This window comes from Pseudomonas sp. BIGb0164 (genome assembly GCF_024810135.1).
Taxonomy (GTDB): domain Bacteria; phylum Pseudomonadota; class Gammaproteobacteria; order Pseudomonadales; family Pseudomonadaceae; genus Aquipseudomonas.
On record NZ_JANUEA010000004.1, the window covers coordinates 396139 to 417496 of the forward strand.

At 60.5% G+C, this 21358-nt stretch carries 20 protein-coding genes; 11 read left to right on the forward strand and 9 right to left on the reverse strand.

The window, feature by feature from the left end:
* Positions 1–133 precede the first annotated feature (133 nt).
* Entirely contained in the window at positions 134–568 is a 435-nt protein-coding gene (locus M2394_RS13120; protein ID WP_176997275.1) for a YkgJ family cysteine cluster protein, read from the forward strand.
* Between the two features lie 235 nt (positions 569–803).
* Here the strand turns inward: M2394_RS13120 and typA are convergent, their stop codons facing one another.
* Together typA and thiI are read right to left on the reverse strand one after the other, a co-directional pair.
* Positions 804–2624 carry a translational GTPase TypA gene (typA, locus tag M2394_RS13125; RefSeq protein ID WP_135289133.1) on the reverse strand — a complete coding sequence of 607 codons (1821 nt, stop codon included), beginning with the start codon at positions 2622–2624 and terminating at the stop codon, positions 804–806.
* 139 nt (positions 2625–2763) lie between these two features.
* Positions 2764–4218 carry a tRNA uracil 4-sulfurtransferase ThiI gene (thiI, locus tag M2394_RS13130; RefSeq protein ID WP_259172758.1) on the reverse strand — a complete coding sequence of 485 codons (1455 nt, stop codon included), beginning with the start codon at positions 4216–4218 and terminating at the stop codon, positions 2764–2766.
* 333 nt (positions 4219–4551) lie between these two features.
* Between thiI and glnA the strand changes: the two genes are divergently transcribed.
* The 4 genes from glnA to ntrC all read left to right on the forward strand — a co-directional run bounded on the left by glnA (position 4552) and on the right by ntrC (position 9509).
* Positions 4552–5958 carry a glutamate--ammonia ligase gene (gene glnA / locus M2394_RS13135; protein ID WP_024072899.1) on the forward strand — a complete coding sequence of 469 codons (1407 nt, stop codon included), beginning with the start codon at positions 4552–4554 and terminating at the stop codon, positions 5956–5958.
* Between the two features lie 120 nt (positions 5959–6078).
* A complete protein-coding gene (locus M2394_RS13140; protein ID WP_178918550.1) occupies positions 6079–6615 on the forward strand; it encodes a chorismate mutase in 537 nt (178 codons plus the stop codon).
* Positions 6616–6990: 375 nt separating this feature from the next.
* The gene (gene glnL, locus M2394_RS13145) at positions 6991–8076 is read left to right on the forward strand and encodes a nitrogen regulation protein NR(II) (protein WP_016979130.1); all 1086 of its coding nucleotides are present in this window, start codon (positions 6991–6993) and stop codon (positions 8074–8076) included.
* Positions 8073–9509: a nitrogen regulation protein NR(I) gene (ntrC, locus tag M2394_RS13150; protein ID WP_017529547.1), complete on the forward strand. Its 1437-nt coding sequence runs from the start codon at positions 8073–8075 to the stop codon at positions 9507–9509. The genes glnL and ntrC overlap by 4 nt, the downstream gene beginning before the upstream one ends.
* 624 nt (positions 9510–10133) lie before the next feature.
* On the opposite strand, the gene M2394_RS13155 is transcribed toward ntrC, so the two are convergent.
* A complete protein-coding gene (locus M2394_RS13155) occupies positions 10134–10574 on the reverse strand; it encodes a hypothetical protein (protein WP_178918549.1) in 441 nt (146 codons plus the stop codon).
* Between M2394_RS13155 and M2394_RS13160 the strand changes: the two genes are divergently transcribed.
* Positions 10573–11028, forward strand: a complete 456-nt coding sequence (locus M2394_RS13160; RefSeq protein WP_259172760.1) for a tRNA (cytidine(34)-2'-O)-methyltransferase — start codon at positions 10573–10575, stop codon at positions 11026–11028. The genes M2394_RS13155 and M2394_RS13160 overlap by 2 nt on opposite strands.
* A gap of 120 nt (positions 11029–11148) precedes the next feature.
* Here M2394_RS13160 and secB read toward each other — a convergent pair whose 3' ends face one another.
* The 3 genes from secB to M2394_RS13175 are packed head-to-tail and all read right to left on the reverse strand — an operon-like array spanning position 11149 to position 12340.
* Positions 11149–11628 (reverse strand): protein-export chaperone SecB, encoded by a 480-nt coding sequence (gene secB / locus M2394_RS13165; protein WP_012721755.1) that lies wholly within the window; start codon positions 11626–11628, stop codon positions 11149–11151.
* A 42-nt stretch (positions 11629–11670) separates the two neighbouring features.
* The gene (gene grxC, locus M2394_RS13170) at positions 11671–11925 is read right to left on the reverse strand and encodes a glutaredoxin 3 (protein WP_259172761.1); all 255 of its coding nucleotides are present in this window, start codon (positions 11923–11925) and stop codon (positions 11671–11673) included.
* Between the two features lies 1 nt (position 11926).
* The gene (locus tag M2394_RS13175; protein ID WP_176997282.1) at positions 11927–12340 is read right to left on the reverse strand and encodes a rhodanese-like domain-containing protein; all 414 of its coding nucleotides are present in this window, start codon (positions 12338–12340) and stop codon (positions 11927–11929) included.
* A 151-nt stretch (positions 12341–12491) separates the two neighbouring features.
* Here M2394_RS13175 and gpmI point away from each other — a divergent pair, with 151 nt between their 5' ends.
* From gpmI to M2394_RS13200, 5 genes are all read left to right on the forward strand, one after another.
* On the forward strand, positions 12492–14018 hold the full coding sequence (gene gpmI / locus M2394_RS13180; protein WP_178918548.1) for a 2,3-bisphosphoglycerate-independent phosphoglycerate mutase: 1527 nt from the start codon (positions 12492–12494) through the stop codon (positions 14016–14018).
* A 256-nt stretch (positions 14019–14274) separates the two neighbouring features.
* On the forward strand, positions 14275–15570 hold the full coding sequence (locus M2394_RS13185; RefSeq protein ID WP_178918547.1) for a murein hydrolase activator EnvC: 1296 nt from the start codon (positions 14275–14277) through the stop codon (positions 15568–15570).
* 30 nt (positions 15571–15600) lie between these two features.
* The gene (locus tag M2394_RS13190) at positions 15601–16917 is read left to right on the forward strand and encodes a S41 family peptidase (protein WP_178918546.1); all 1317 of its coding nucleotides are present in this window, start codon (positions 15601–15603) and stop codon (positions 16915–16917) included.
* A 1-nt stretch (position 16918) separates the two neighbouring features.
* The gene (locus M2394_RS13195; RefSeq protein ID WP_259172762.1) at positions 16919–17704 is read left to right on the forward strand and encodes a divergent polysaccharide deacetylase family protein; all 786 of its coding nucleotides are present in this window, start codon (positions 16919–16921) and stop codon (positions 17702–17704) included.
* Between the two features lie 63 nt (positions 17705–17767).
* A complete protein-coding gene (locus M2394_RS13200) occupies positions 17768–19060 on the forward strand; it encodes a Vps62-related protein (RefSeq protein ID WP_259172763.1) in 1293 nt (430 codons plus the stop codon).
* Here the strand turns inward: M2394_RS13200 and M2394_RS13205 are convergent.
* The 3 genes from M2394_RS13205 to hisA form a co-directional block, all read right to left on the reverse strand.
* Positions 19013–19768: an ABC transporter substrate-binding protein gene (locus M2394_RS13205; RefSeq protein WP_178918543.1), complete on the reverse strand. Its 756-nt coding sequence runs from the start codon at positions 19766–19768 to the stop codon at positions 19013–19015. The genes M2394_RS13200 and M2394_RS13205 overlap by 48 nt on opposite strands.
* Positions 19769–19834: 66 nt before the next feature.
* Positions 19835–20605: an imidazole glycerol phosphate synthase subunit HisF gene (hisF, locus tag M2394_RS13210; protein WP_016972251.1), complete on the reverse strand. Its 771-nt coding sequence runs from the start codon at positions 20603–20605 to the stop codon at positions 19835–19837.
* 9 nt (positions 20606–20614) lie between these two features.
* Positions 20615–21352 carry a 1-(5-phosphoribosyl)-5-[(5-phosphoribosylamino)methylideneamino]imidazole-4-carboxamide isomerase gene (gene hisA, locus M2394_RS13215; protein WP_008435688.1) on the reverse strand — a complete coding sequence of 246 codons (738 nt, stop codon included), beginning with the start codon at positions 21350–21352 and terminating at the stop codon, positions 20615–20617.
* Positions 21353–21358: the final 6 nt, after the last annotated feature.

The window sequence follows — 21358 nt, forward strand, 5'->3', positions numbered from 1 at the left end:
GGTTTTAGATGCAGGGCTCGTGCCCGATCACCGTTCACGCCGCCTTGCAGCGGAAATCCGCAAAATATTGTTCAAAAAACCACCAATCCCGGTATGATCGCGCGCCCGGATAACGCCCCACCTTGGAACCCTGATGAAGCCTCAACTGATCGCCGCCGCGGAACTCGACCGTCTCGAGACTTGGCAGAAATACTCCGCCCACATGTGTGGGGGCTGCGTGTCCAGCTGCTGCACGCTGCCGGTGGAAGTGAAGATCAAAGACCTGATCCGCATTGGCATCGTCGATGAGTTCGAGCGTGGTGACCCACCGAAGAACATCGCCAAGCGTTTGCAGAAGGAAGGCATCGTCGAGCGTTTCAATTCCAAGTCCGAGATCTTTACCCTGCAGCGCATGAGCAACAACGATTGCCTGTATCTGGATCGTAAGACGCGCTTCTGCACTATTTATGACAAGCGCCCGGACACATGCCGCAACCACCCGAAAATCGGGCCACGCCCGGGGTATTGCGCGTACAAGCCGAAGGAAGTGGTGCGCGAGACCAATTTGCGCACACTCGATAAATTCTGATCCAAAGCCAAACCTGTAGTGAGCGGGCTTGCCCCGCGCTGGGTGGCGAAGCCGCCCCAAGACCATGCGCCTCGGTCTGACTGAAACACCGAGGTGTCTGGATTTAGGGCGGCTTCGCCACCCAGCGCGGGGCAAGCCCGCTCCCTACAAGAGCCCGCGGCGCACAGAATCCAGGTATAAAAAAAACGCCCCCGGCCTTTCGACCGGGGGCGTTTTTCATTCAGCCTGAGTTAACTCAGTTCTTGGCTTTCTTGGCAGCGCGGGTACGCTCGCCTTCGTCCAGGATCTTCTTACGCAGGCGGATCGACTTAGGCGTCACTTCGCACAGCTCGTCGTCCTGGATGAATTCCAGAGCCTGTTCCAGGGTGAAGCGAACAGGTGGAACCAGAGCGATGGTTTCGTCTTTACCCGAAGCACGCATGTTGTCGAGCTTCTTGCCTTTGGTTGGGTTGACGCCCATGTCGTTGTCACGGCTGTTCAGACCAACGATCTGGCCGTTGTAGATCTCTTGACCGTGTTCAACGAACAGCTTGCCACGCGCCTGGAGGGTTTCCAGGGAGTAGGTCAGTGCCTTGCCGGTTTCTACCGATACCAGAACACCGTTCTGACGGCCGGACATGTCGCCGGACTTCATGGTGTCGTAGCGATCGAAGATCGAGGTCAGGATGCCAGCACCGTTGGTCAGGGTCAGGAACTGGTTACGGAAACCGATCAGACCACGAGCAGGGATGTTGTATTCCAGACGTACACGGCCTTTGCCATCCGGCACCATGTTGGTCAGGTCGCCTTTACGCAGACCCATCTCTTCCATCACCTTACCCTGGGATTCTTCCGGGGTGTCGATGGTGACGTTTTCGAACGGTTCCTGCTTCACGCCGTCAACTTGACGGATGATCACTTCTGGACGACCAACGCCCATTTCGAAGCCTTCGCGACGCATGGTTTCGATCAGTACCGAGAGGTGCAGCTCACCACGGCCGGAAACCTTGAACTTGTCAGCCGAGTCGCCTTCTTCAACGCGCAGAGCAACGTTGTACAGCAGCTCTTTGTCCAGACGCTCCTTGATGTTACGGGAGGTCACGAACTTGCCTTCTTTACCGCAGAAAGGCGAGTCGTTTACCTGGAAGGTCATGGAAACGGTTGGCTCGTCGACGGTCAGAGGCTTCATCGCCTCGACGGTGTCCGGGTGGCACAGGGTGTCGGAGATGAACAGCGAGTCCATACCGCTGATGCACACGATGTCGCCAGCAGCTGCTTCTTCAACGTCTACACGGTGCAGACCGTGGTGACCCATCAGCTTCAGGATACGACCGTTGCGCTTCTTGCCGTCGGCACCGATAGCGACAACCGGGGTGTTCGGCTTAACGCGACCACGAGCGATACGGCCAACGCCGATAACACCCAGGAAGCTGTTGTAGTCCAGAGCGGAGATCTGCATCTGGAACGCGCCGTCACGGTCAACAGCCGGTGCTGGCACGTTGTCGACGATCGACTGGTACAGCGGGGTCATGTCTTCAGCCATGTCGTTGTGGTCCAGACCGGCAATGCCGTTCAGGGCCGAGGCGTAGACAACTTTGAAGTCCAGCTGTTCTTCGGTGGCACCCAGGTTGTCGAACAGGTCGAAGATCTGGTCCAGAACCCAGTCCGGACGCGCGCCTGGACGGTCAACCTTGTTGATGCACACGATCGGACGCAGGCCGGCTTCGAACGCCTTCTTGGTCACGAAACGGGTTTGCGGCATAGGGCCGTCTTGGGCATCAACCAGCAGCAGAACGGAGTCAACCATCGACATGACGCGCTCTACTTCGCCGCCGAAGTCGGCGTGGCCCGGGGTGTCCACGATGTTGATGTGGTAGCCGTTCCAGTTGATAGCGGTGTTTTTTGCCAGGATGGTAATACCGCGCTCTTTTTCCTGGTCGTTGGAGTCCATCACGCGCTCGTCGTTGAGCTCGTTGCGCTCCAGGGTGCCGGATTGACGCAGGAGTTTGTCTACCAGGGTGGTTTTACCATGGTCAACGTGAGCAATGATGGCGATGTTACGTAGATTTTCGATCACTTGTGTATCTCGATCAGAGGATTCGGTGTGCTGACAGGTCGTGGCAGCGATTAACAGTAGAGTCAGGCCTTGCCGTTACAGCTTGACGGCAGAGTCGGGGGGCCGGTGACGCAGGCCACAGGCAAACAGCCCCGGGCTCTTAGCTCGGTCGATAAACGCGCACATTGGCATGCCCCTCACTGAGCAAATGGTGGGCATGCAGGCGACTCATCACGCCTTTGTCGCAATACAGCAGGTACTGACGGCTGTTATCCAGTTCCTTGAAACGCGCGTTCAGTGCGTAGAACGGCAGCGTTTGCACGTCGATGCCAGCGATTTCCAGTGGCTCATCTTCAGCGGCATCCGGGTGACGGATGTCGATGACGATCTGGCCGGCCAGGGCTTCGCTGACTTCTTCGATCTTCACATCCTGGCCCAACTCGTCGATCACGCGATCGATCGGGACCAGCTTGGCGTTCTCGAGCGCACGCTCCAGGATCGCCATGTCGAATTCTTTCTCTTCATGCTCCACGCGGTAACGCTTGGCGTGGGTCTTGGGGTTCACCGAAATGACCCCGCAGTACTCAGGCATGTGCTTGGCAAAGTCGGCGGTGCCGATTTCTTCTGCCAGGTCGATGATGTCCTGCTTGTGGCTGGCGATCAGCGGGCGCAAGACCAGCTTCTCGGTGACGCAATCGATGATCGACAGGTTGGGCAGCGTCTGGCTGGACACCTGGGAGATCGCTTCACCGGTCACCAGCGCATCGATGTGCAGGCGATCGGCAATGCTCGACGCCGCGCGCAACATCATACGCTTCAATACTACGCCCATATGACCGTTATCGACTTTACCGAGAATTTCTCCCAGCACTTCCTCGAACGGTACGCTCACAAATAGCACGCGTTGGGAGCTGCCGTATTTCTTCCAGATAAAGTGCGCAACTTCCATCACGCCCAATTCGTGTGCACGCCCGCCCAGGTTAAAGAAGCAGAAGTGGCTCATCAGGCCACGGCGCATGATCTGGTAGGCCGCCACAGTGGAATCGAAACCGCCGGACATGAGTACCAGGGTCTGTTCCAGGGCGCCCAGCGGGTAGCCGCCGATGCTGTTGTGCTGGCTGTGGATCACAAACAACCGTTGGTCGCGAATTTCGATACGGACTTCGATTTCCGGCGTTTTCAGCGAGATTCCTGCCGCGCCGCACTCGCGACGCAGCTTGCTGCCGACGTATTTTTCGACGTCCATGGAGCTGAACGGGTGCTTGCCGGCGCGCTTGCAGCGCACCGAAAAGATCTTGCCGGTCAGCGAGTCACCGTAGTGCTGCTTGCACTTCTCGGTGATGTCGTCGAAGTCGCCCAGCGCGTACTCATCCACCTGCAGGAAATGCGCGATGCCCGGCATGCAGCTCAGGCGCTCGGCCATGTCCTTCAAGGCTTTGGCGTCGGTAATGCGGGTTTCCAGCTCGAGGTTGTCCCACACACCGTTCACCACCACAGCCGGGTCCAGGTCTCGGAGCACGGCACGGATGTTCTTGGCCAATTGGCGGATGAAACGCGTCCGTACCGGTCGGCTCTTGATGGTGATCTCGGGGAAGACTTTAACGATTAATTTCATGGAAACAGCGCGCGCCGGGCCTGCTGAAAAAGGGGGGCGCGGATTATAGCGGAAATCGCTCAAGGTTTAACCAGTTAATATGCACAACAGGTTGAGCGCACCAAAACAGGTCATTTTCACGAATTAACGCTACATTGCAGTGCGTTATTTTTTCCGTTTCAGCGGATTGCACCGTTATAGGGGCCATTTCGAGGCAAAAAGGCCATGTTGGCGCACTGGCATGCAATTTGCTCCCTTGTGAGGCAGGTTGCCTTGGCGGAGTATCCGCGCCGGCATCACCCACATTCTAAGGGCTAACTCCACTACCCAGCCCGAAGCCACCCGGAGGACACCATGTCGAAGTCGGTTCAACTCATCAAAGATCATGACGTTAAATGGATTGATCTGCGCTTCACGGACACCAAAGGTACTCAGCACCACGTGACCATGCCGGCTCGCGACGCGCTGGATGATGCTTTCTTCGAAGAAGGCAAAATGTTCGACGGCTCCTCCATCGCTGGCTGGAAAGGCATCGAAGCTTCCGACATGATCCTGATGCCGGACGACAGCACTGCCGTGCTCGACCCGTTCACCGAAGACCCAACCCTGATCATCGTCTGCGACGTGATCGAGCCTTCGACCATGCAAGGCTACGACCGCGACCCACGTGCGATCGCCAAGCGTGCCGAGGAATACCTGAAGTCGACCGGTATCGGCGACACTGTATTCGTAGGCCCAGAGCCAGAATTCTTCATCTTTGATTCGGTCAAGTTCAAGTCCGACATCTCCGGCTCCATGTTCAAGATCTTCTCCGAACAAGGTTCGTGGATGTCCGACCAGGACGTGGAAGGCGGCAACAAAGGCCACCGTCCAGGTATCAAAGGTGGCTACTTCCCAGTTCCGCCGTTCGACCACGACCACGAAATCCGTACCTCCATGTGCAACGCCATGGAAGAAATGGGCCTGGTCATCGAAGTTCACCACCACGAAGTGGCGACTGCCGGCCAGAACGAAATCGGCGTGAAGTTCAACACCCTGGTTGCCAAGGCTGACGAAGTTCAGACCCTGAAGTACTGCGTACACAACGTGGCTGATGCCTACGGCCGTACCGCTACCTTCATGCCTAAGCCTCTGTACGGCGATAACGGTTCGGGTATGCACGTTCACCTGTCCATCGCTAAAGAAGGCAAAAACACCTTCGCTGGCGAAGGTTATGCCGGCCTGTCCGACACTGCCCTGTACTTCATCGGCGGTATCATCAAGCACGGTAAGGCCCTGAACGGCTTCACCAACCCGTCGACCAACTCCTACAAGCGTCTGGTCCCAGGTTTCGAAGCACCGGTAATGCTGGCCTACTCGGCGCGTAACCGCTCCGCCTCGATCCGTATTCCTTACGTGTCCAGCCCTCGCGCTCGCCGTATCGAAGCCCGCTTCCCGGATCCAGCAGCCAACCCATACCTGGCCTTCGCTGCCCTGGTAATGGCGGGTCTGGACGGTATCCAGAACAAGATCCACCCTGGCGATGCCGCCGACAAAAACTTGTACGACCTGCCGCCTGAAGAGGCCAAAGAGATCCCACAAGTGTGCGGCAGCCTGAAAGAAGCCCTGGAAGAGCTGGACAAGGGCCGTGCGTTCCTGACCAAAGGCGGCGTATTCAGCGACGACTTCATCGATGCCTACATCGAGCTGAAAAGCGAAGAAGAAATCAAAGTACGCACCTTCGTACACCCACTGGAATACGAGCTGTACTACAGCTGCTAATCCAGTAGCGCTACTTGACGTAGCGTGACAAGAAAGGCCTCCTTCGGGAGGTCTTTTTTTTGCCCAGGCTTTTTGAACACTATAAAAGAGGGCTGGCGCCCTCCCATCAGGAGATCACCGTTGAAACGTCGACTCTTATTTGCCCTGCTATTTGCCAGTGCCAGCGCCCACGCTGCGCCACCCACGCTCGACCCCCTGCTCAACAGCATCGCCGAACGCCTGCAGATCGCCGAACAGGTCGCCCTGAGCAAATGGGACAGCCACAAGCCCGTGGAGGACAAGACGCGCGAACAAGAGGTGATCGCCAGTGCTGCCACCCAGGCACCGAGCTACAAACTGAGCCCTGCTGCCGCCGAGCAGTTTTTCTCGGCGCAGATCGAAGCCAACAAACTGGTGCAGTACACCCTGCTGTCCGACTGGCAGTTCCAGGGCAAGGCGCCCGACGACCCACGCCCGGACTTGGTGAAGCAGATTCGCCCCCGCCTCGACGAACTGCAAAAACGCCTGCTCCAGCAATTGGCGGACTTCACCCCGCAACGCACCGACCCTCAGTGCCCGCAGTGGCTGGCGCAGGCCGTCCACGAACCGCTGAACGAGCCCATGCAACAACTGGCGATGATCCGCGCCACCGCCGAGCTGTGCATCCACAAAGGCTAGAGCCTGCAAATCCCATCAAACCTGTGGGAGCGGGCTTGCTCGCGAAAGCGGCGCATCAGTCAATGAAGATGTCGACTGAAGTACCGTATTCGCGAGCAAGCCCGCTCCCACATTTGAATTGCGCTCATTCAGGTGCTTCCTGAACAACCTTCACAAAACCGCACTATATTGGTGCGATAGGCTGCACCCTTCCCATCGACTCAGCCCATTTTGGTTCGAAACTTCCCGAGCAAGCTGGCAGAACGCCACAGTTTCGCGCCTAAAACCCCCATTTCAGGGGTTTCGCGCTTCTTTTCGGAGCCTTGGTTTGGTTTTTGCATTTTCCTTGTATCAGCGTGTGCCCGAAGCCCGCGCCTTGCTCCAAAAGAGGTCCTGATGACCATCAGCGATGCACTGCACCGTTTGCTACTCGACAACCTGACCACGGCGACCATCCTGCTCAATGACGACCTGCGTCTTGAGTACATGAACCCGGCGGCGGAGATGCTCCTGGCCATCAGCGGCCAGCGCAGCCATGGGCAGTTCATCAGCGAATTGTTCACCGAGTCGGCCGAGGCCTTGAGCTCGCTGCGCCAGGCGGTGGAGCAGGCACACCCGTTCACCAAGCGCGAGGCGATGCTCACGGCCCTTACCGGCCAGACGTTGACCGTCGACTACGCCGTGACCCCCATCCTGAGCAACGGCGCCACCCTGCTGCTGCTGGAAGTGCACCCCCGCGACCGCCTACTGCGCATCACCAAGGAGGAAGCGCAGCTGTCCAAGCAGGAGACCAGCAAGATGCTGGTGCGCGGCCTGGCCCATGAAATCAAGAACCCGCTGGGAGGCATCCGTGGCGCGGCGCAATTGCTGGCCCGCGAGCTGCCCGACGAGAATCTCAAGGACTACACCAACGTCATCATCGAGGAAGCCGACCGCCTGCGTAACCTAGTGGACCGCATGCTCGGTTCCAACAAGTTGCCGTCGCTGGCGATGACCAACGTGCACGAAGTGCTCGAACGCGTCTGCCAGTTGGTGGAGGCCGAAAGCCAGGGCTGCATCACCTTGGTGCGCGACTATGACCCGAGCATTCCCGATGTCTTGATCGACCGCGAACAGATGATCCAGGCGGTGCTCAACATCGTGCGCAACGCCATGCAGGCCATCAGCAGCCAGAACGAGCTGCGCCTGGGCCGCATCAGCCTGCGCACCCGCGCCCTGCGCCAGTTCACCATCGGCCATGTACGCCATCGCCTGGTGACCAAGGTCGAGATCATCGACAACGGTCCGGGCATTCCTGCGGAACTTCAGGAAACCATCTTCTTTCCCATGGTCAGCGGCCGCCCGGATGGCACCGGGCTGGGCCTGGCCATTACCCAGAACATCATCAGCCAGCACCAGGGTCTGATCGAATGTGAGAGCCATCCTGGCCACACCACCTTCTCGATCTTTCTGCCTCTGGAACAAGGAGCCCCATCGACATGAGCCGTAGTGAAACTGTCTGGATCGTCGATGACGACCGTTCTATCCGCTGGGTCCTCGAGAAAGCCTTGCAACAGGAAGGCATGACCACCCAGAGCTTCGACAGCGCCGATGGGGTGATGAGCCGCCTGGCGCGTCAGCAACCGGATGTGATCATCTCCGATATCCGCATGCCCGGCGCCAGTGGCCTGGACTTGCTGGCGCGCATCCGCGAGCAGCACCCACGCTTGCCGGTGATCATCATGACCGCGCACTCGGACCTGGACAGCGCTGTCGCATCCTACCAGGGTGGCGCCTTTGAATACCTGCCCAAGCCGTTCGACGTGGACGAAGCGGTGGCACTGGTCAAACGCGCCAACCAGCACGCCCAGGAACAGCAGAACCAGGAAGCGCCGCCGACCCTGACCCGCACCCCGGAAATCATCGGCGAAGCGCCGGCGATGCAGGAAGTGTTTCGCGCCATCGGGCGTTTGAGCCACTCCAACATCACCGTGCTGATCAACGGCGAGTCGGGCACCGGTAAAGAGCTGGTGGCCCACGCCCTGCATCGCCACAGCCCACGGGCGGCCTCGCCGTTTATCGCGCTGAACATGGCGGCAATTCCCAAGGACTTGATGGAGTCCGAGCTGTTCGGCCATGAAAAAGGCGCCTTCACCGGTGCGGCCAACCTGCGCCGTGGGCGTTTTGAGCAGGCCGACGGCGGCACCTTGTTCCTCGATGAAATCGGCGACATGCCAGCCGACACTCAGACGCGCCTGCTGCGTGTACTGGCTGACGGCGAGTTCTATCGCGTGGGCGGGCACACACCGGTCAAGGTGGACGTGCGCATCATCGCCGCGACCCACCAGAACCTGGAAACCCTGGTGCACGCCGGCAAGTTCCGCGAGGACTTGTTCCACCGCCTTAATGTGATCCGCATCCATATTCCGCGTATGTCGGACCGTCGCGAAGACATCCCGACCCTCGCCCGCCACTTCCTCAGCCGCGCCGCCCAAGAGCTGGCCGTGGAGCCGAAGCTGCTGAAAAGCGAGACCGAGGAGTACCTGAAGAACCTGCCATGGCCCGGCAACGTGCGCCAGCTGGAGAACACCTGCCGCTGGATCACGGTGATGGCGTCCGGGCGCGAAGTGCACATCAGTGACCTGCCGCCCGAGCTGCTGAGCCTGCCGCAGGATTCGGCACCGGTGACCAACTGGGAGCAGGCCCTGCGCCAATGGGCCGACCAGGCCCTGGCACGCGGCCAATCGAATCTGCTGGACAGCGCCGTACCGGCGTTCGAGCGGATCATGATCGAGACCGCGCTCAAACACACCGCAGGTCGCCGCCGCGACGCCGCCGTGCTGCTGGGCTGGGGCCGCAACACCTTGACGCGCAAGATCAAGGAATTGGGGATGAAGGTTGATGGTGGGGATGATGACGAGGGCGATGAAGCCTGACCCCAATTTCTGAATTGCTGGAAATGTAATGTGGGAGCGGGCTTGCTCGCGAATGCGGTGGCTCAGACAGAACATCTGTGCCTGATATACCGCATTCGCGAGCAAGCCCGCTCCCACATTTGGATCTGCACAGGGCGCCATGACCGTGCACCGCTTCAATGCACCATGAACTAGCATCGGGCACGGATCCACTACCTGAAAGTCCCGCGATGCGGAAAAATTCCTGAAATCCAAAAACACCAAAGCCCCGTATTCCGGGGCTTTGCGCTTTCTGTAGAATTTTTTTGGCACAGCTCGGCCACTCTGGCACGCGCCCTGCAATAACCCTTGTACAACCCAGTTTCGGGGACCTTGGTACAGGCAGGCCGAGAATCCCCTCTTTACACCCGGGGTGCTTGATGCGAACCGCGTCGCGCTCCACACCGCTTTGGGGAACCTCGGTACAGGCAGGCCGGGGATTCCCTCTTTAACACCGAAGCCTTGAAGGCTTCACCCCGTTTTGGGAGCCCTGGTACAGGCAGGCCGGGAACTCCCTTCTTTACACCCGGGGCTTATGTGGCACAGCGCCCATAGCCCCAGCCCGTTTCGGGGACCTTGGTACAGGCAGGCCGGGGATTCCCTCTTTTATTGCTCTTGGAGATGGATCTCCAGCCGCCAGCGGCCATCGACCTTCTCCCCCTTCCACGCTCCACGCAACGGCCGGGCCGCCACCAGGTTCAGCAGCAGGCCGCCATCGGTCTTGCGGGTACGCCAATTCACATCCTTGTCATTGACCTTGAGCTGCCCGCTGGCCGCCTTGCCCTGGGCGTCGAACAGCAAGGCCACGGTGCCGTCGATATGCTCGCCGTGCAGCTTGGGTTCGCTGTTGAACCACACCACCACGCCATCCGCCGCCGTCTCGACCTGCTGCAGTTCGACGGGGTCGGGTGTGGTCAGGCGGCCGATCATCAAGCCGATCATCAGCCCCACAATCGCCAAAGAGCCCATCACTCGTGGCAATAGCTTCGGCCTTGGGTCGTCTTCAGGGGTAGAATGCAGCGCATCTTTACCTTCGGAGCCGTGCATGTTTCACGTCATCCTTTTTCAACCAGAAATTCCGCCGAACACCGGCAACGTTATCAGGCTGTGCGCCAACAGTGGCTGCCACCTGCATTTGATCGAGCCCCTGGGCTTCGACATGGACGACAAGCGCCTGCGCCGCGCCGGGCTGGACTACCACGAGTACGCCACCCTCCAGCGCCATGCCGACCTGGCCAGCTGCCTGGAAAGCCTGGGGAATCCACGGCTGTTCGCGTTCACCACCAAGGGCTCGCAGCCGTTCCATGATGTCAGCTTTGCCGAAGGCGACGCCTTCCTCTTCGGCCCGGAAAGCCGTGGCCTGCCGGCCGAGGTGCTGGACGCCCTGCCCGACGGCCATCGCCTGCGCTTGCCGATGCGCGAGGGCTGCCGCAGCCTGAACCTGTCCAACACCGTGGCGGTTGCCGTCTACGAGGGCTGGCGCCAACTCGGTTTCAAGTAACACCCATAACAAATGTGGGAGCGGGCTTGCTCGCGAAAGCGGTGTGTCAGTCAATGAAGATGTCGACTGAAGTACCGCATTCGCGAGCAAGCCCGCTCCCACATTTTTTACATCGTCGGCTTACTGAACCGTCGACGAACCTTCCTGTTGCATGCGCTGCAGCTCTTGAGCGTACAGGGCATCGAAGTTCACCGGAGCCAGCATCAACGCAGGGAACGAGCCACGGGTGACCAGGCTGTCCAGGGTCTCACGGGCATACGGGAACAGGATGTTCGGGCAGAACGCGCCCAGGGTGTGGCTCATGGACGCTTCGTCCAGGCCCTGGATCAGGAAGATACCGGCCTGTTGCACTTCAGCGATGAAAGCCACTTCTTCGCCGTTCTTGACGGTCACCGACAGGGTCAGCACGACTTCGTGGAAGTCACCTTCCAGGGCTTTCTGACGGGTGTTCAGGTCCAGCGCAACGCTTGGGGTCCATTCCTGGCGGAAGATCGCCGGGCTTTTCGGCGCTTCGAACGACAGGTCACGCACGTAGATCCGCTGCAGCGAAAACTGTGGGCCTTGAGCTTCTGCTGCTTCGGTGTTCTGTTGGTCAGTCATCGCAGATCCTTCTTGATCTTGGGGTCTTTTAGGGTTTAGGAGTCAGACGAGCAGCAGCGCATCGAGTTTACCGGCGCGCTCCAGGGCGAACAGGTCGTCGCAACCACCGATGTGCTTGGCGCCGATCCAGATCTGCGGCACAGACGTGCGCCCCGCCCTCTGGGCCATTTCGGCACGCACCTGGGGTTTGCCGTCGACCTTGATCTCTTCGAAGGCAACGCCCTTTTTCTCCAGCAGGGCCTTGGCCCGCATGCAGTAAGGGCACCAATCGCTGGAATACACGACAACCTGGCTCATATCACTTCACCAGCGGCAGGTTATCGGCGCGCCAGCTGCTGATACCACCAGACAGTTTGGCGGCGGTGAAACCGGTCTTGAGCATTTCGCGGGCATGGGTGCCGGCGTGCTGGCCTTGGGCGTCGACCAGGATGATGGTCTTGGCCTTGTGCTTTTCAAGCTCGGCCAGGCGCGCGATCAGCTTGTCCTGTGGAATGTTCAGGGCACCGACGATATGGCCGGTGGCGAATTCCTTGGCCGGGCGGATATCCACGACAACGGCCTCATCCTTGTTGACCAGCGCGGTCAGCTCCGCCGTGCTCAGGCTGCGGCCACCGCGGCTCAATTCATGAGCGATCAGCAGCGCCAGCAGGATGACGAAGGCACCCACGAGCAGGTAGTGGGCAGTGGCAAATGCAATCAGGTGATCAACCATCAAGGAGGTTCCAGGGCGTTAAAATGGCGGTAAGTATACACAGCCGTCAGGGGGGGCCAACCCCCGTAAAGCGGTGACGTCGTCGGAACTTCGCTTTAAACTGCCACTCCCTTTTCAATTGTCTTCCTTTATTACCGCCGCGAGAGGATCTATGACTACGACGCCTAAACCTTTGGTCCTGATAATTCTCGATGGCTTCGGACACAGTGAAAGCCACCACGACAACGCCGTGTACGCGGCCAACAAGCCGGTACTGGACCGCCTGACCGCCAGCGTACCCAACGGCCTGATCTCCGGTTCCGGCATGGACGTGGGCCTGCCCGACGGCCAGATGGGCAACTCGGAAGTCGGCCACATGAACCTCGGCGCCGGACGAGTGGTATATCAGGACTTCACCCGCGTGACCAAAGCCATCCGCGACGGCGAGTTCTTCGAGAACCCGACCATCTGCGCGGCGGTAGATAAAGCAGTTGCGGCTGGCAAGGCCGTGCACTTCATGGGCCTGTTGTCCGACGGCGGCGTCCATAGCCACCAAGACCACTTGGTCGCCATGGCCGAACTGGCCTTCAAGCGCGGCGCCGACAAGATCTACCTGCACGCCTTCCTCGACGGCCGTGACACGCCGCCAAAAAGCGCGCAATCGTCCATCGAACTGCTGGACGCCACGTTCGCGGCGCTGGGCAAAGGCCGCATCGCCAGCCTGGTCGGCCGCTACTTCGCCATGGACCGCGACAACCGCTGGGACCGCGTGTCCCAGGCCTACAACCTGATCGTCAACGGCCAGGCCGAATTCAACGCCGCCACCGCCCAGCAAGGCCTGGAAGCCGCCTACGCCCGTGGCGAGAGCGATGAGTTCGTCAAGGCCACCACCATCGGCGAACCGGTGAAGGTCGAAGACGGCGACGCCGTGGTGTTCATGAACTTCCGCGCCGACCGCGCCCGCGAACTGAGCCATGTGTTCGTCGATGACGGTTTCAAGGACTTCGAGCGCTCGCGCCAGCCGAAAGTCGAGTTCGTGATGCTCACCCAATACGCCGCCAACATCCCGGCCCCGTCGGCTTTTGCCCCGGGCAGCCTGGAAAACGTACTGGGCGACTACCTGGCGAAAAACGGCAAGACCCAGCTGCGCATCGCCGAAACCGAGAAATACGCCCACGTGACCTTCTTCTTCTCCGGCGGGCGCGAAGAACCGTTCCCGGGCGAAGAGCGCATCCTGATCCCGTCGCCAAAAGTCGCCACCTACGACCTGCAGCCAGAAATGAGCGCGCCGGAAGTGACCGACAAGATCGTCGACGCCATCGACAACCAGCGCTATGACGTGATCGTGGTCAATTACGCCAACGGCGACATGGTCGGCCATAGCGGCAATCTGGACGCCGCGATCAAGGCTGTGGAGTGCCTGGACACGTGCGTCGGCCGTATTGTCGACGCCCTGGAAAAGGTCGGCGGCGAAGCGCTGATCACCGCCGACCACGGTAACTGCGAGCAGATGTCCGACGAGTCCACCGGCCAAGCCCACACCGCTCACACCACCGAGCCGGTACCGTTCATCTATGTCGGCAAGCGCGACCTGAAAGTGCGCGAAGGCGGTGTGCTGGCAGATGTGGCGCCGACCATGCTGAAGCTGATGGGGCTGGAGAAGCCGGCCGAGATGACCGGTACATCGATCCTGGTTTAACCCTCACAAGCGCCGCGAGCCCCTGTGGGAGCTGGCTTGCCTGCGATAGCATCAACTCGGTATCGCTGAAACACCGAGGTGTCCGCATCGCAAGCAAGCGAGCTCCCACAAGGTCAAGAGGCGCTTTTGAGTATGTCTTTTTGCCATACCCCCACCACTCAGCACCTATCTTGCGGCCCAGCCCGAATTGGGCATTTTTTTTGCCGCGCTTGGCGGGCATACTAGGCCGTCCCTTTCCCTGGTGTCGCCCGCCTCTATGCTTCGCGCCTTGATTACCCTCGCTCTTGTCTGCCTGCTCCAACCGGCGTTTGCCGACGAGCGCGCACAAACCCAACAACAGTTGGACGCTACGCGTCAGGACATTACCGAGCTCAAAAAGCTGCTCGGCAAGCTCCAGGAAGAGAAATCCGGGGTACAGAAAGACCTGCGCGGCACGGAAACCGAGATGGGCAAGCTCGAGAAGCAGGTCCAGGAGCTACAAAAAGAATTAAAGAAGAGCGAGTCGGAACTGGAGCGACTCGACGCTGAGAAAAAAAAACTCCAGAGCGCACGCGTTGAACAGCAACGCCTGATCGCGATCCAGGCCCGCGCCGCCTACCAGAGCGGTCGCCAGGAATACCTGAAGCTGCTGCTCAACCAGCAGAACCCGGAAAAATTCGCCCGCACCCTCACCTATTACGACTACCTGAGCAAGGCACGCCTGGCGCAATTGAAGGGTTTCAACGAAACCCTGCGCCAACTGGCCAACGTCGAGCAGGAAATCGCCGACCAGCAGTCGCAACTGCTGGATCAGAAAACCGCTCTCGACACCCAGCGCGACCAGCTCGACAAAGTCCGTAAGGAACGCCAGCTGGCCCTGGCCAAGCTGAACGACGACGTAAAAGCCCGCGACGCCAAGCTGCAGGCACGCGAGCAGGACCAGGCCGACCTGGCCAAAGTGCTCAAGACCATCGAAGAAACCCTGGCCCGCCAGGCACGCGAGGCCGAAGAAGCGCGGCAAAAAGCGCTGATCGCCCAGCAGGAAGCCGAAAAAAAGCGCCAACGTGAGGCCGAGCTGGCAGCCAATTCGGATGCCCCGGCGCCCCGCAAACCGGCACATGCTGCGCCCGGCCCGCTGGTTTCCAGCAGCGGCGAGTCCTTCGGCGGCCCTTTTGCTTCAGCTCGCGGCAAACTTCCATGGCCAGTTGATGGTCGATTACTGGCACGCTTTGGTGAAACCCGCGGCGATGACACCCGGGCCAAGTGGGACGGCGTGATGATCAGCGCCGCTGCCGGCAGCCAGGTTCATGCGGTGCACGGTGGGCGCGTGGTGTTTGCCGATTGGCTGCGCGGGGCCGGTTTGTTGGTGATTCTTGACCACGGTAATGGCTATTTGAGCCTTTACGGCCACAATCAGACTTTACTCAAGTCGGCAGGTGATGTTGTAAAAGCCGGTGAATCCATCTCCACTGTGGGTAACAGTGGTGGCCAGGACACCCCGGCGCTGTACTTCGCTATTCGTCAGCAGGGTCGCCCGAGCGATCCTGCACAATGGTGCCGTTCCCAAGGATAGGGCCGCATCTACATTAGGAGTTCGTTCGACATGCTGCATTTGTCCCGCCTCACTTCGCTGGCCCTGACGATCGCCCTCGTGATCGGCGCGCCTCTGGCTTTCGCCGACCAGGCCGCACCGGCTGCGCCTGCCGCCACGGCAGCGACCACCAAGGCGCCGCTGCCGCTGGACGAGCTGCGCACCTTTGCCGAGGTCATGGACCGGATCAAGGCAGCCTATGTCGACCCTGTAGACGACAAAACCCTGCTGGAGAATGCCATCAAGGGCATGCTCAGCAACCTTGACCCGCACTCCGCCTACCTGGGGCCTGAAGACTTCGCCGAGCTGCAGGAAAGCACCAGCGGCGAGTTCGGCGGCCTGGGCATTGAAGTGGGCTCCGAAGACGGCAACATCAAGGTGGTGTCGCCGATCGATGACACCCCGGCGTCCAAGGCTGGCATCCAGGCCGGTGACTTCATCGTCAAGATCAACGGCCAGCCGACCCGTGGCCAGACCATGACCGAAGCCGTCGACAAGATGCGCGGCAAGATCGGCCAGAAAATCACCCTGACCCTGGTGCGCGACGGCGGCAACCCGTTTGACGTGACCCTGGCCCGCGCGACCATCACGGTCAAGAGCGTGAAGAGCCAGCTGCTGGAGTCGGGCTACGGCTACATCCGCATCACCCAGTTCCAGGTCAAGACCGGCGACGAAGTGGCCAAGGCCCTGGCCAAGCTGCGCAAGGACAACGGCAAGAAGCTCAACGGCATCGTGCTCGACCTGCGTAACAACCCAGGCGGCGTACTGCAGGCAGCGGTGGAAGTGGTCGACCACTTCATCACCAAAGGCCTGATCGTCTACACCAAGGGCCGTATCGCCAACTCCGAGCTGCGCTTCTCGGCCACCGGCAATGACCTCAGCGAAGGCGTGCCACTGGCCGTGCTGATCAACGGCGGCAGCGCCTCGGCTTCGGAAATCGTTGCCGGCGCCCTGCAAGACCAGAAACGCGGCGTGCTGATGGGCACCACCAGCTTCGGCAAAGGCTCGGTACAAACCGTATTGCCGCTGAACAACGATCGCGCACTGAAGATCACCACGGCGCTGTACTACACGCCGAATGGTCGCTCGATCCAGGCCCAGGGCATCGTTCCGGACATCGAAGTGCGCAAGGCCAAGATCACCAACGAGGCCGACAGCGAGTTCTACAAAGAGGCCGACCTGCAAGGTCACTTGGGCAATGGCAACGGTGGCGCCGACCAGCCTACCGGCAGCGGCACCAAAGCCAAGCCGATGCCGCAGGACGACGACTACCAACTGGCCCAGGCGCTGAGCCTGCTCAAGGGCTTGAGCATCACCCGCAGCCGTTGATATGCGTTTTGCCCTGATCATCGCTGTGCTGTGCAGCCTGGCCGGAGTCGCCCACGCGACCCCGGCCGGCGAGCCTCACAAAGCCTACCTCACCCTGATCATCGACGACCTGGGGCAGAACCTGCCCCGGGATCGGCGCGTGCTGGCCCTGCCTGGGCCGGTGACCACGGCGATCATGCCCGACACACCCCACGCCGCCGAATTCGCCCGCGAAGCCCACAAGGCCGGCAAGATCGTGATCCTGCACATGCCCATGGACCCGGCAACCGGCCCGTTCGCCTGGCACCCCGAGCTGCCCCTCGAAGAACTCGGCAAGCGCCTGGACGCCGCGTTCAAGGCCGTGCCCTATACCGCTGGCATCAACAACCACATGGGCAGCCGCATGACCGCACAGCCCGCCGCCATGGCATGGTTGATGGCCGAGCTGCAACGGCGCAACAAGTTCTTTGTCGACAGCCGTACCAGCGCGCAAACCGTCGCCGCCGCCGAGGCACAGAAGATTGGCCTGGCGCACGTCTCGCGGGATGTGTTCCTCGATGACGAACGCACGGAAGCAGCGATCACCACGCAACTGCAGACGGCCATCAAGCTGGCCCACAAGCAGGGTTCAGCCGTCATGATCGGCCACCCCTACCCCCAAACCCTCGCGGTGCTGGAGCGTGAGCTGCCCAAGCTCAAGGACCAGGGCGTTGACTGGATCGATATCAAGTTGATGATCAGCGTGCGCAGCAACCAGGCGATGGCGGCACATGGAAAAAACGGCACCTACCTTCCCGCGCGTAGATAGATACCACTCGGCGGCGCCCGCGCTGCTCGATAGTTGAGGCTTCAATCAACTGGAGAGCCCTCCATGAAGCCTCTGCAATTCAACGACCTGCTCATCAGCTTTACCAGCGAGTTCCTGCCCCTGTGGAATGACAAGGGCTCGGGTGCGCGCAAAGCCGTCAGCCTGTGGCGGCCCAGCGCAACGTCCGATGAGCTGAGCTCGTTTTTCTCCCTGGGGGATGTTGCGGTCGGTCATTACCGCAATATCAACCAAAACAAAGTCGTCGCCTTGGTCAGCGATGTCAACAAAACCGACGGCACCGCCCTGCGTCCGCCAGTCGACTACCAACGGGTATGGCATGACGAAGGAACCGGGGCGCGAAACAATGCGTCCATCTGGCGCCCACTGCCACCCGAAGGCTACGTGGCGATGGGGCTGGTGTTCGGGGTCGATTACGACAAGCCTTCACGCCATGCCGTGCGTTGTATCAGGGAAGACCTGGTGATGCCGGCTCAAGTAGGCGACCTGATCTGGAACGACAAAGGCAGCGGCTCCACCAACGACTTGAGTCTCTGGTCGACCGCCCTACCTGACGCTTGCGCAGGCGAACTCTATCTGGCGCCGGGTACATTCATCGGCACTGACAGCTATGCCAAGACGGGCCTTGCCGCCTATTCGCTGCGCCTGGCGCTCACTGCGCAGCTCAGCGACCTGCCACCGCCGCCCGCCCTCCTCGGGTATGAAAGCCCCCAGCAGGAGGAAACCGCCTCCGCGCTGCACGTGTGCGAATTGCCGTGGTTCTGCGTAAAAGACCTGGAACTGACGGCAACCGAGCAGCTCGGGACGTCGCCGGTTTATCGGCTGGAGCGTACTGATCGCCACGTGCTCGCAGGGTTTGGGCATAACACCGAGGCAACCAGCCAGCCGTTCATGTGGACAGCCACCAAAGGTGAGTTGGGTGGGAATGTCAAAGCATTGGCAGCCAACACCAGCGTGGAACTTGGCAAGGAATGGCCTGCGGGCGAACATGTCTTTGAGCTGAATTTTTCAGCGCATCTGGGTCGGGAGTTCACCCATACGCTGCGCTCGGCAAAAGGCTGGAGCCATTCTGCACCGCTTGAAATCATCACGTACGTGCCGCCGAAAAAAGCCGTTGCGGCTTACCTTCTGCACAGTGAATACCGTTTGCTGCGCGAGGATGGCAGCCAGGTGTCAGGCACCGTCGTCTATAACAATGGCGACCATGTGTACTTGAGCGAATCCTCCAACGTTGAGCCAACGCCCGAAGCGGTAACGCCAACGGTCGAAGTTCCTCAGGCAAAGCCGGAGCTAGAGGTAACGGGCCATGATCTGGTCGACAACACCCTCATTCCGTAACTGATCGAGTGCCGCCTGAAGCTTTGCGACCAGATCATCCGGTACGTCTTTGTTCAGCGCCAGGTACAACTGGGCACTGTTGAAGCGCAACACGGTTTTCAATTCGGTCACCCCGACCTGGCGGGCCAGGTAACGGCCCGCCGGATCACCGGTGGCCCACAGGTCGATCTGGCCATCCACCAGCTTTTGCGCGTTGTCCTGGTCGCGCAGGGCAACGATCGGGTTGAGGCCCTGCTTCTCCAGGGTCTCGGCGATGGCGTCACCTTTATAGGCCCCAATCTTGTAGCGCCGCGCCTGCTCCAGGTCGGCCAACTGGATCTTGCTGTCGGCCTTGGCCAGCATCACCCAATCGTCCGGGCCGATGGGGCCGACCCATTTGAACAGGGCTTCACGGTCTGGCAGGCGGGCCATCACGAACACGCCGTAACCGGGTTTTTCCAGGGCGAGCTTGTAGATTCGCTCCCAAGGGAATCGCAGGGTGAGGTTGTAGGAAACGCCGGCACGCTTGAAGGTCTCACGCACGATGTCCACGGCGATGCCTTCGATGTTCTCTTCCTTGGCGAAGTTCTTGCCGTTTTTCGCCATGTTGTAGGGCGGGAAATTTTCCGTCAGCAACACCAGGGCGGCGTCAGACGGCTCTTCGGCATGGGCCGAGCCCGCCAGGAAGATGGACGTACTGGCGAGGGCAAGCAGCAAGTGTTTGAACATGAAGGTTACCGAAATCCATGGCAAGCGCAGAGAGTGCCCCGCCCCTGCCATGGTGTCCAGCAGCGTTTAGCGAACGACGATACCGCGCGCCGCCATGTAGGCCTTGGCCTCGGGCACGGTGTATTCGCCAAAGTGGAAAATGCTCGCGGCCAGTACGGCACTGGCATGGCCTTCGGTCACGCCGTCGGCCAGGTGCTGCAGGTTGCCAACACCACCTGACGCGATCACCGGGATGCCCAGCGCATCGCTGATGGCGCGGGTCACGCCCAGGTCGAAGCCGTTTTTCATGCCGTCCTGGTCCATGCTGGTCAGCAGGATCTCACCGGCACCCAGGCCTTCCATCTTCATCGCCCACTCCACCGCATCCAGCCCGGTAGGTTTGCGGCCGCCATGGGTGAAGATCTCCCAGCGCGGGGTTTCGCCCGGGCCGGAAACCTTCTTGGCGTCGATGGCAACGACGATGCATTGGGAGCCGAAGTGCTGCGCGGCTTCGCCGACAAACTCCGGGTTGAACACCGCCGCCGTGTTGATCGAGACCTTGTCCGCGCCGGCGTTGAGCAGGTTGCGGATGTCTTGCACGGTGCGCACGCCACCGCCCACGGTCAGCGGGATGAAGACCTGGCTGGCCATGCGTTCCACGGTATGCAACGTAGTGTCGCGACCGTCGACGCTGGCGGTGATGTCGAGAAAGGTAATCTCGTCGGCACCCTGCTCATCGTAGCGACGGGCGATTTCCACCGGGTCACCGGCATCGCGGATGTTCTCGAACTTGACGCCCTTGACCACGCGACCGTTGTCGACGTCCAGGCAAGGGATGATGCGTTTGGCCAGCGCCATGGTCAGTCCTCAGCCGTTGTAGGCGTCGCAGTAAGCCTGGGCTTCGGCGACGTCCAGGGTGCCTTCATAGATCGCGCGGCCGGTGATGGCGCCGATGATGCCGGGCGCTTTGGCGTCCAGCAGCGACTTGATGTCACCCAGGTTGTGAATGCCACCGGAAGCGATCACCGGAATCCTGGTCGCGGCCGCCAGGGCAGCGGTGAACGGTACGTTACAGCCCTGCATCATGCCGTCTTTGGCGATGTCGGTATAAACGATGGCGGACACGCCGTCGGCTTCGAACTGCTTGGCCAGGTCGATCACCTGCACGGTGCTGATCTCAGCCCAGCCGTCGGTGGCGACAAAACCGTCCTTGGCGTCCAGGCCTACGATGACCTTGCCCGGGAACGCGCGGCAGGCTTCGGCGACGAAGGCCGGGTCTTTCACGGCCTTGGTGCCGATGATCACGTAGCTCACGCCCGCCTTGACGTAGTGCTCGATGGTTTCCAGGGAGCGGATACCGCCACCGATCTGGATCGGCAGGTTCGGGTAGCGCTTGGCGATCGCAGTGACCACTTCACCGTTGACTGGCTGGCCTTCGAAGGCGCCGTTCAGGTCCACCAGATGCAGGCGACGGCAGCCCCCTTCCACCCATTTGGCAGCCATGCTCACCGGGTCATCGGAAAACACGGTGGAGTCTTCCATGCGGCCTTGGCGCAGGCGTACACAAGCGCCGTCCTTGAGATCGATAGCGGGGATAATCAGCATCTGGCA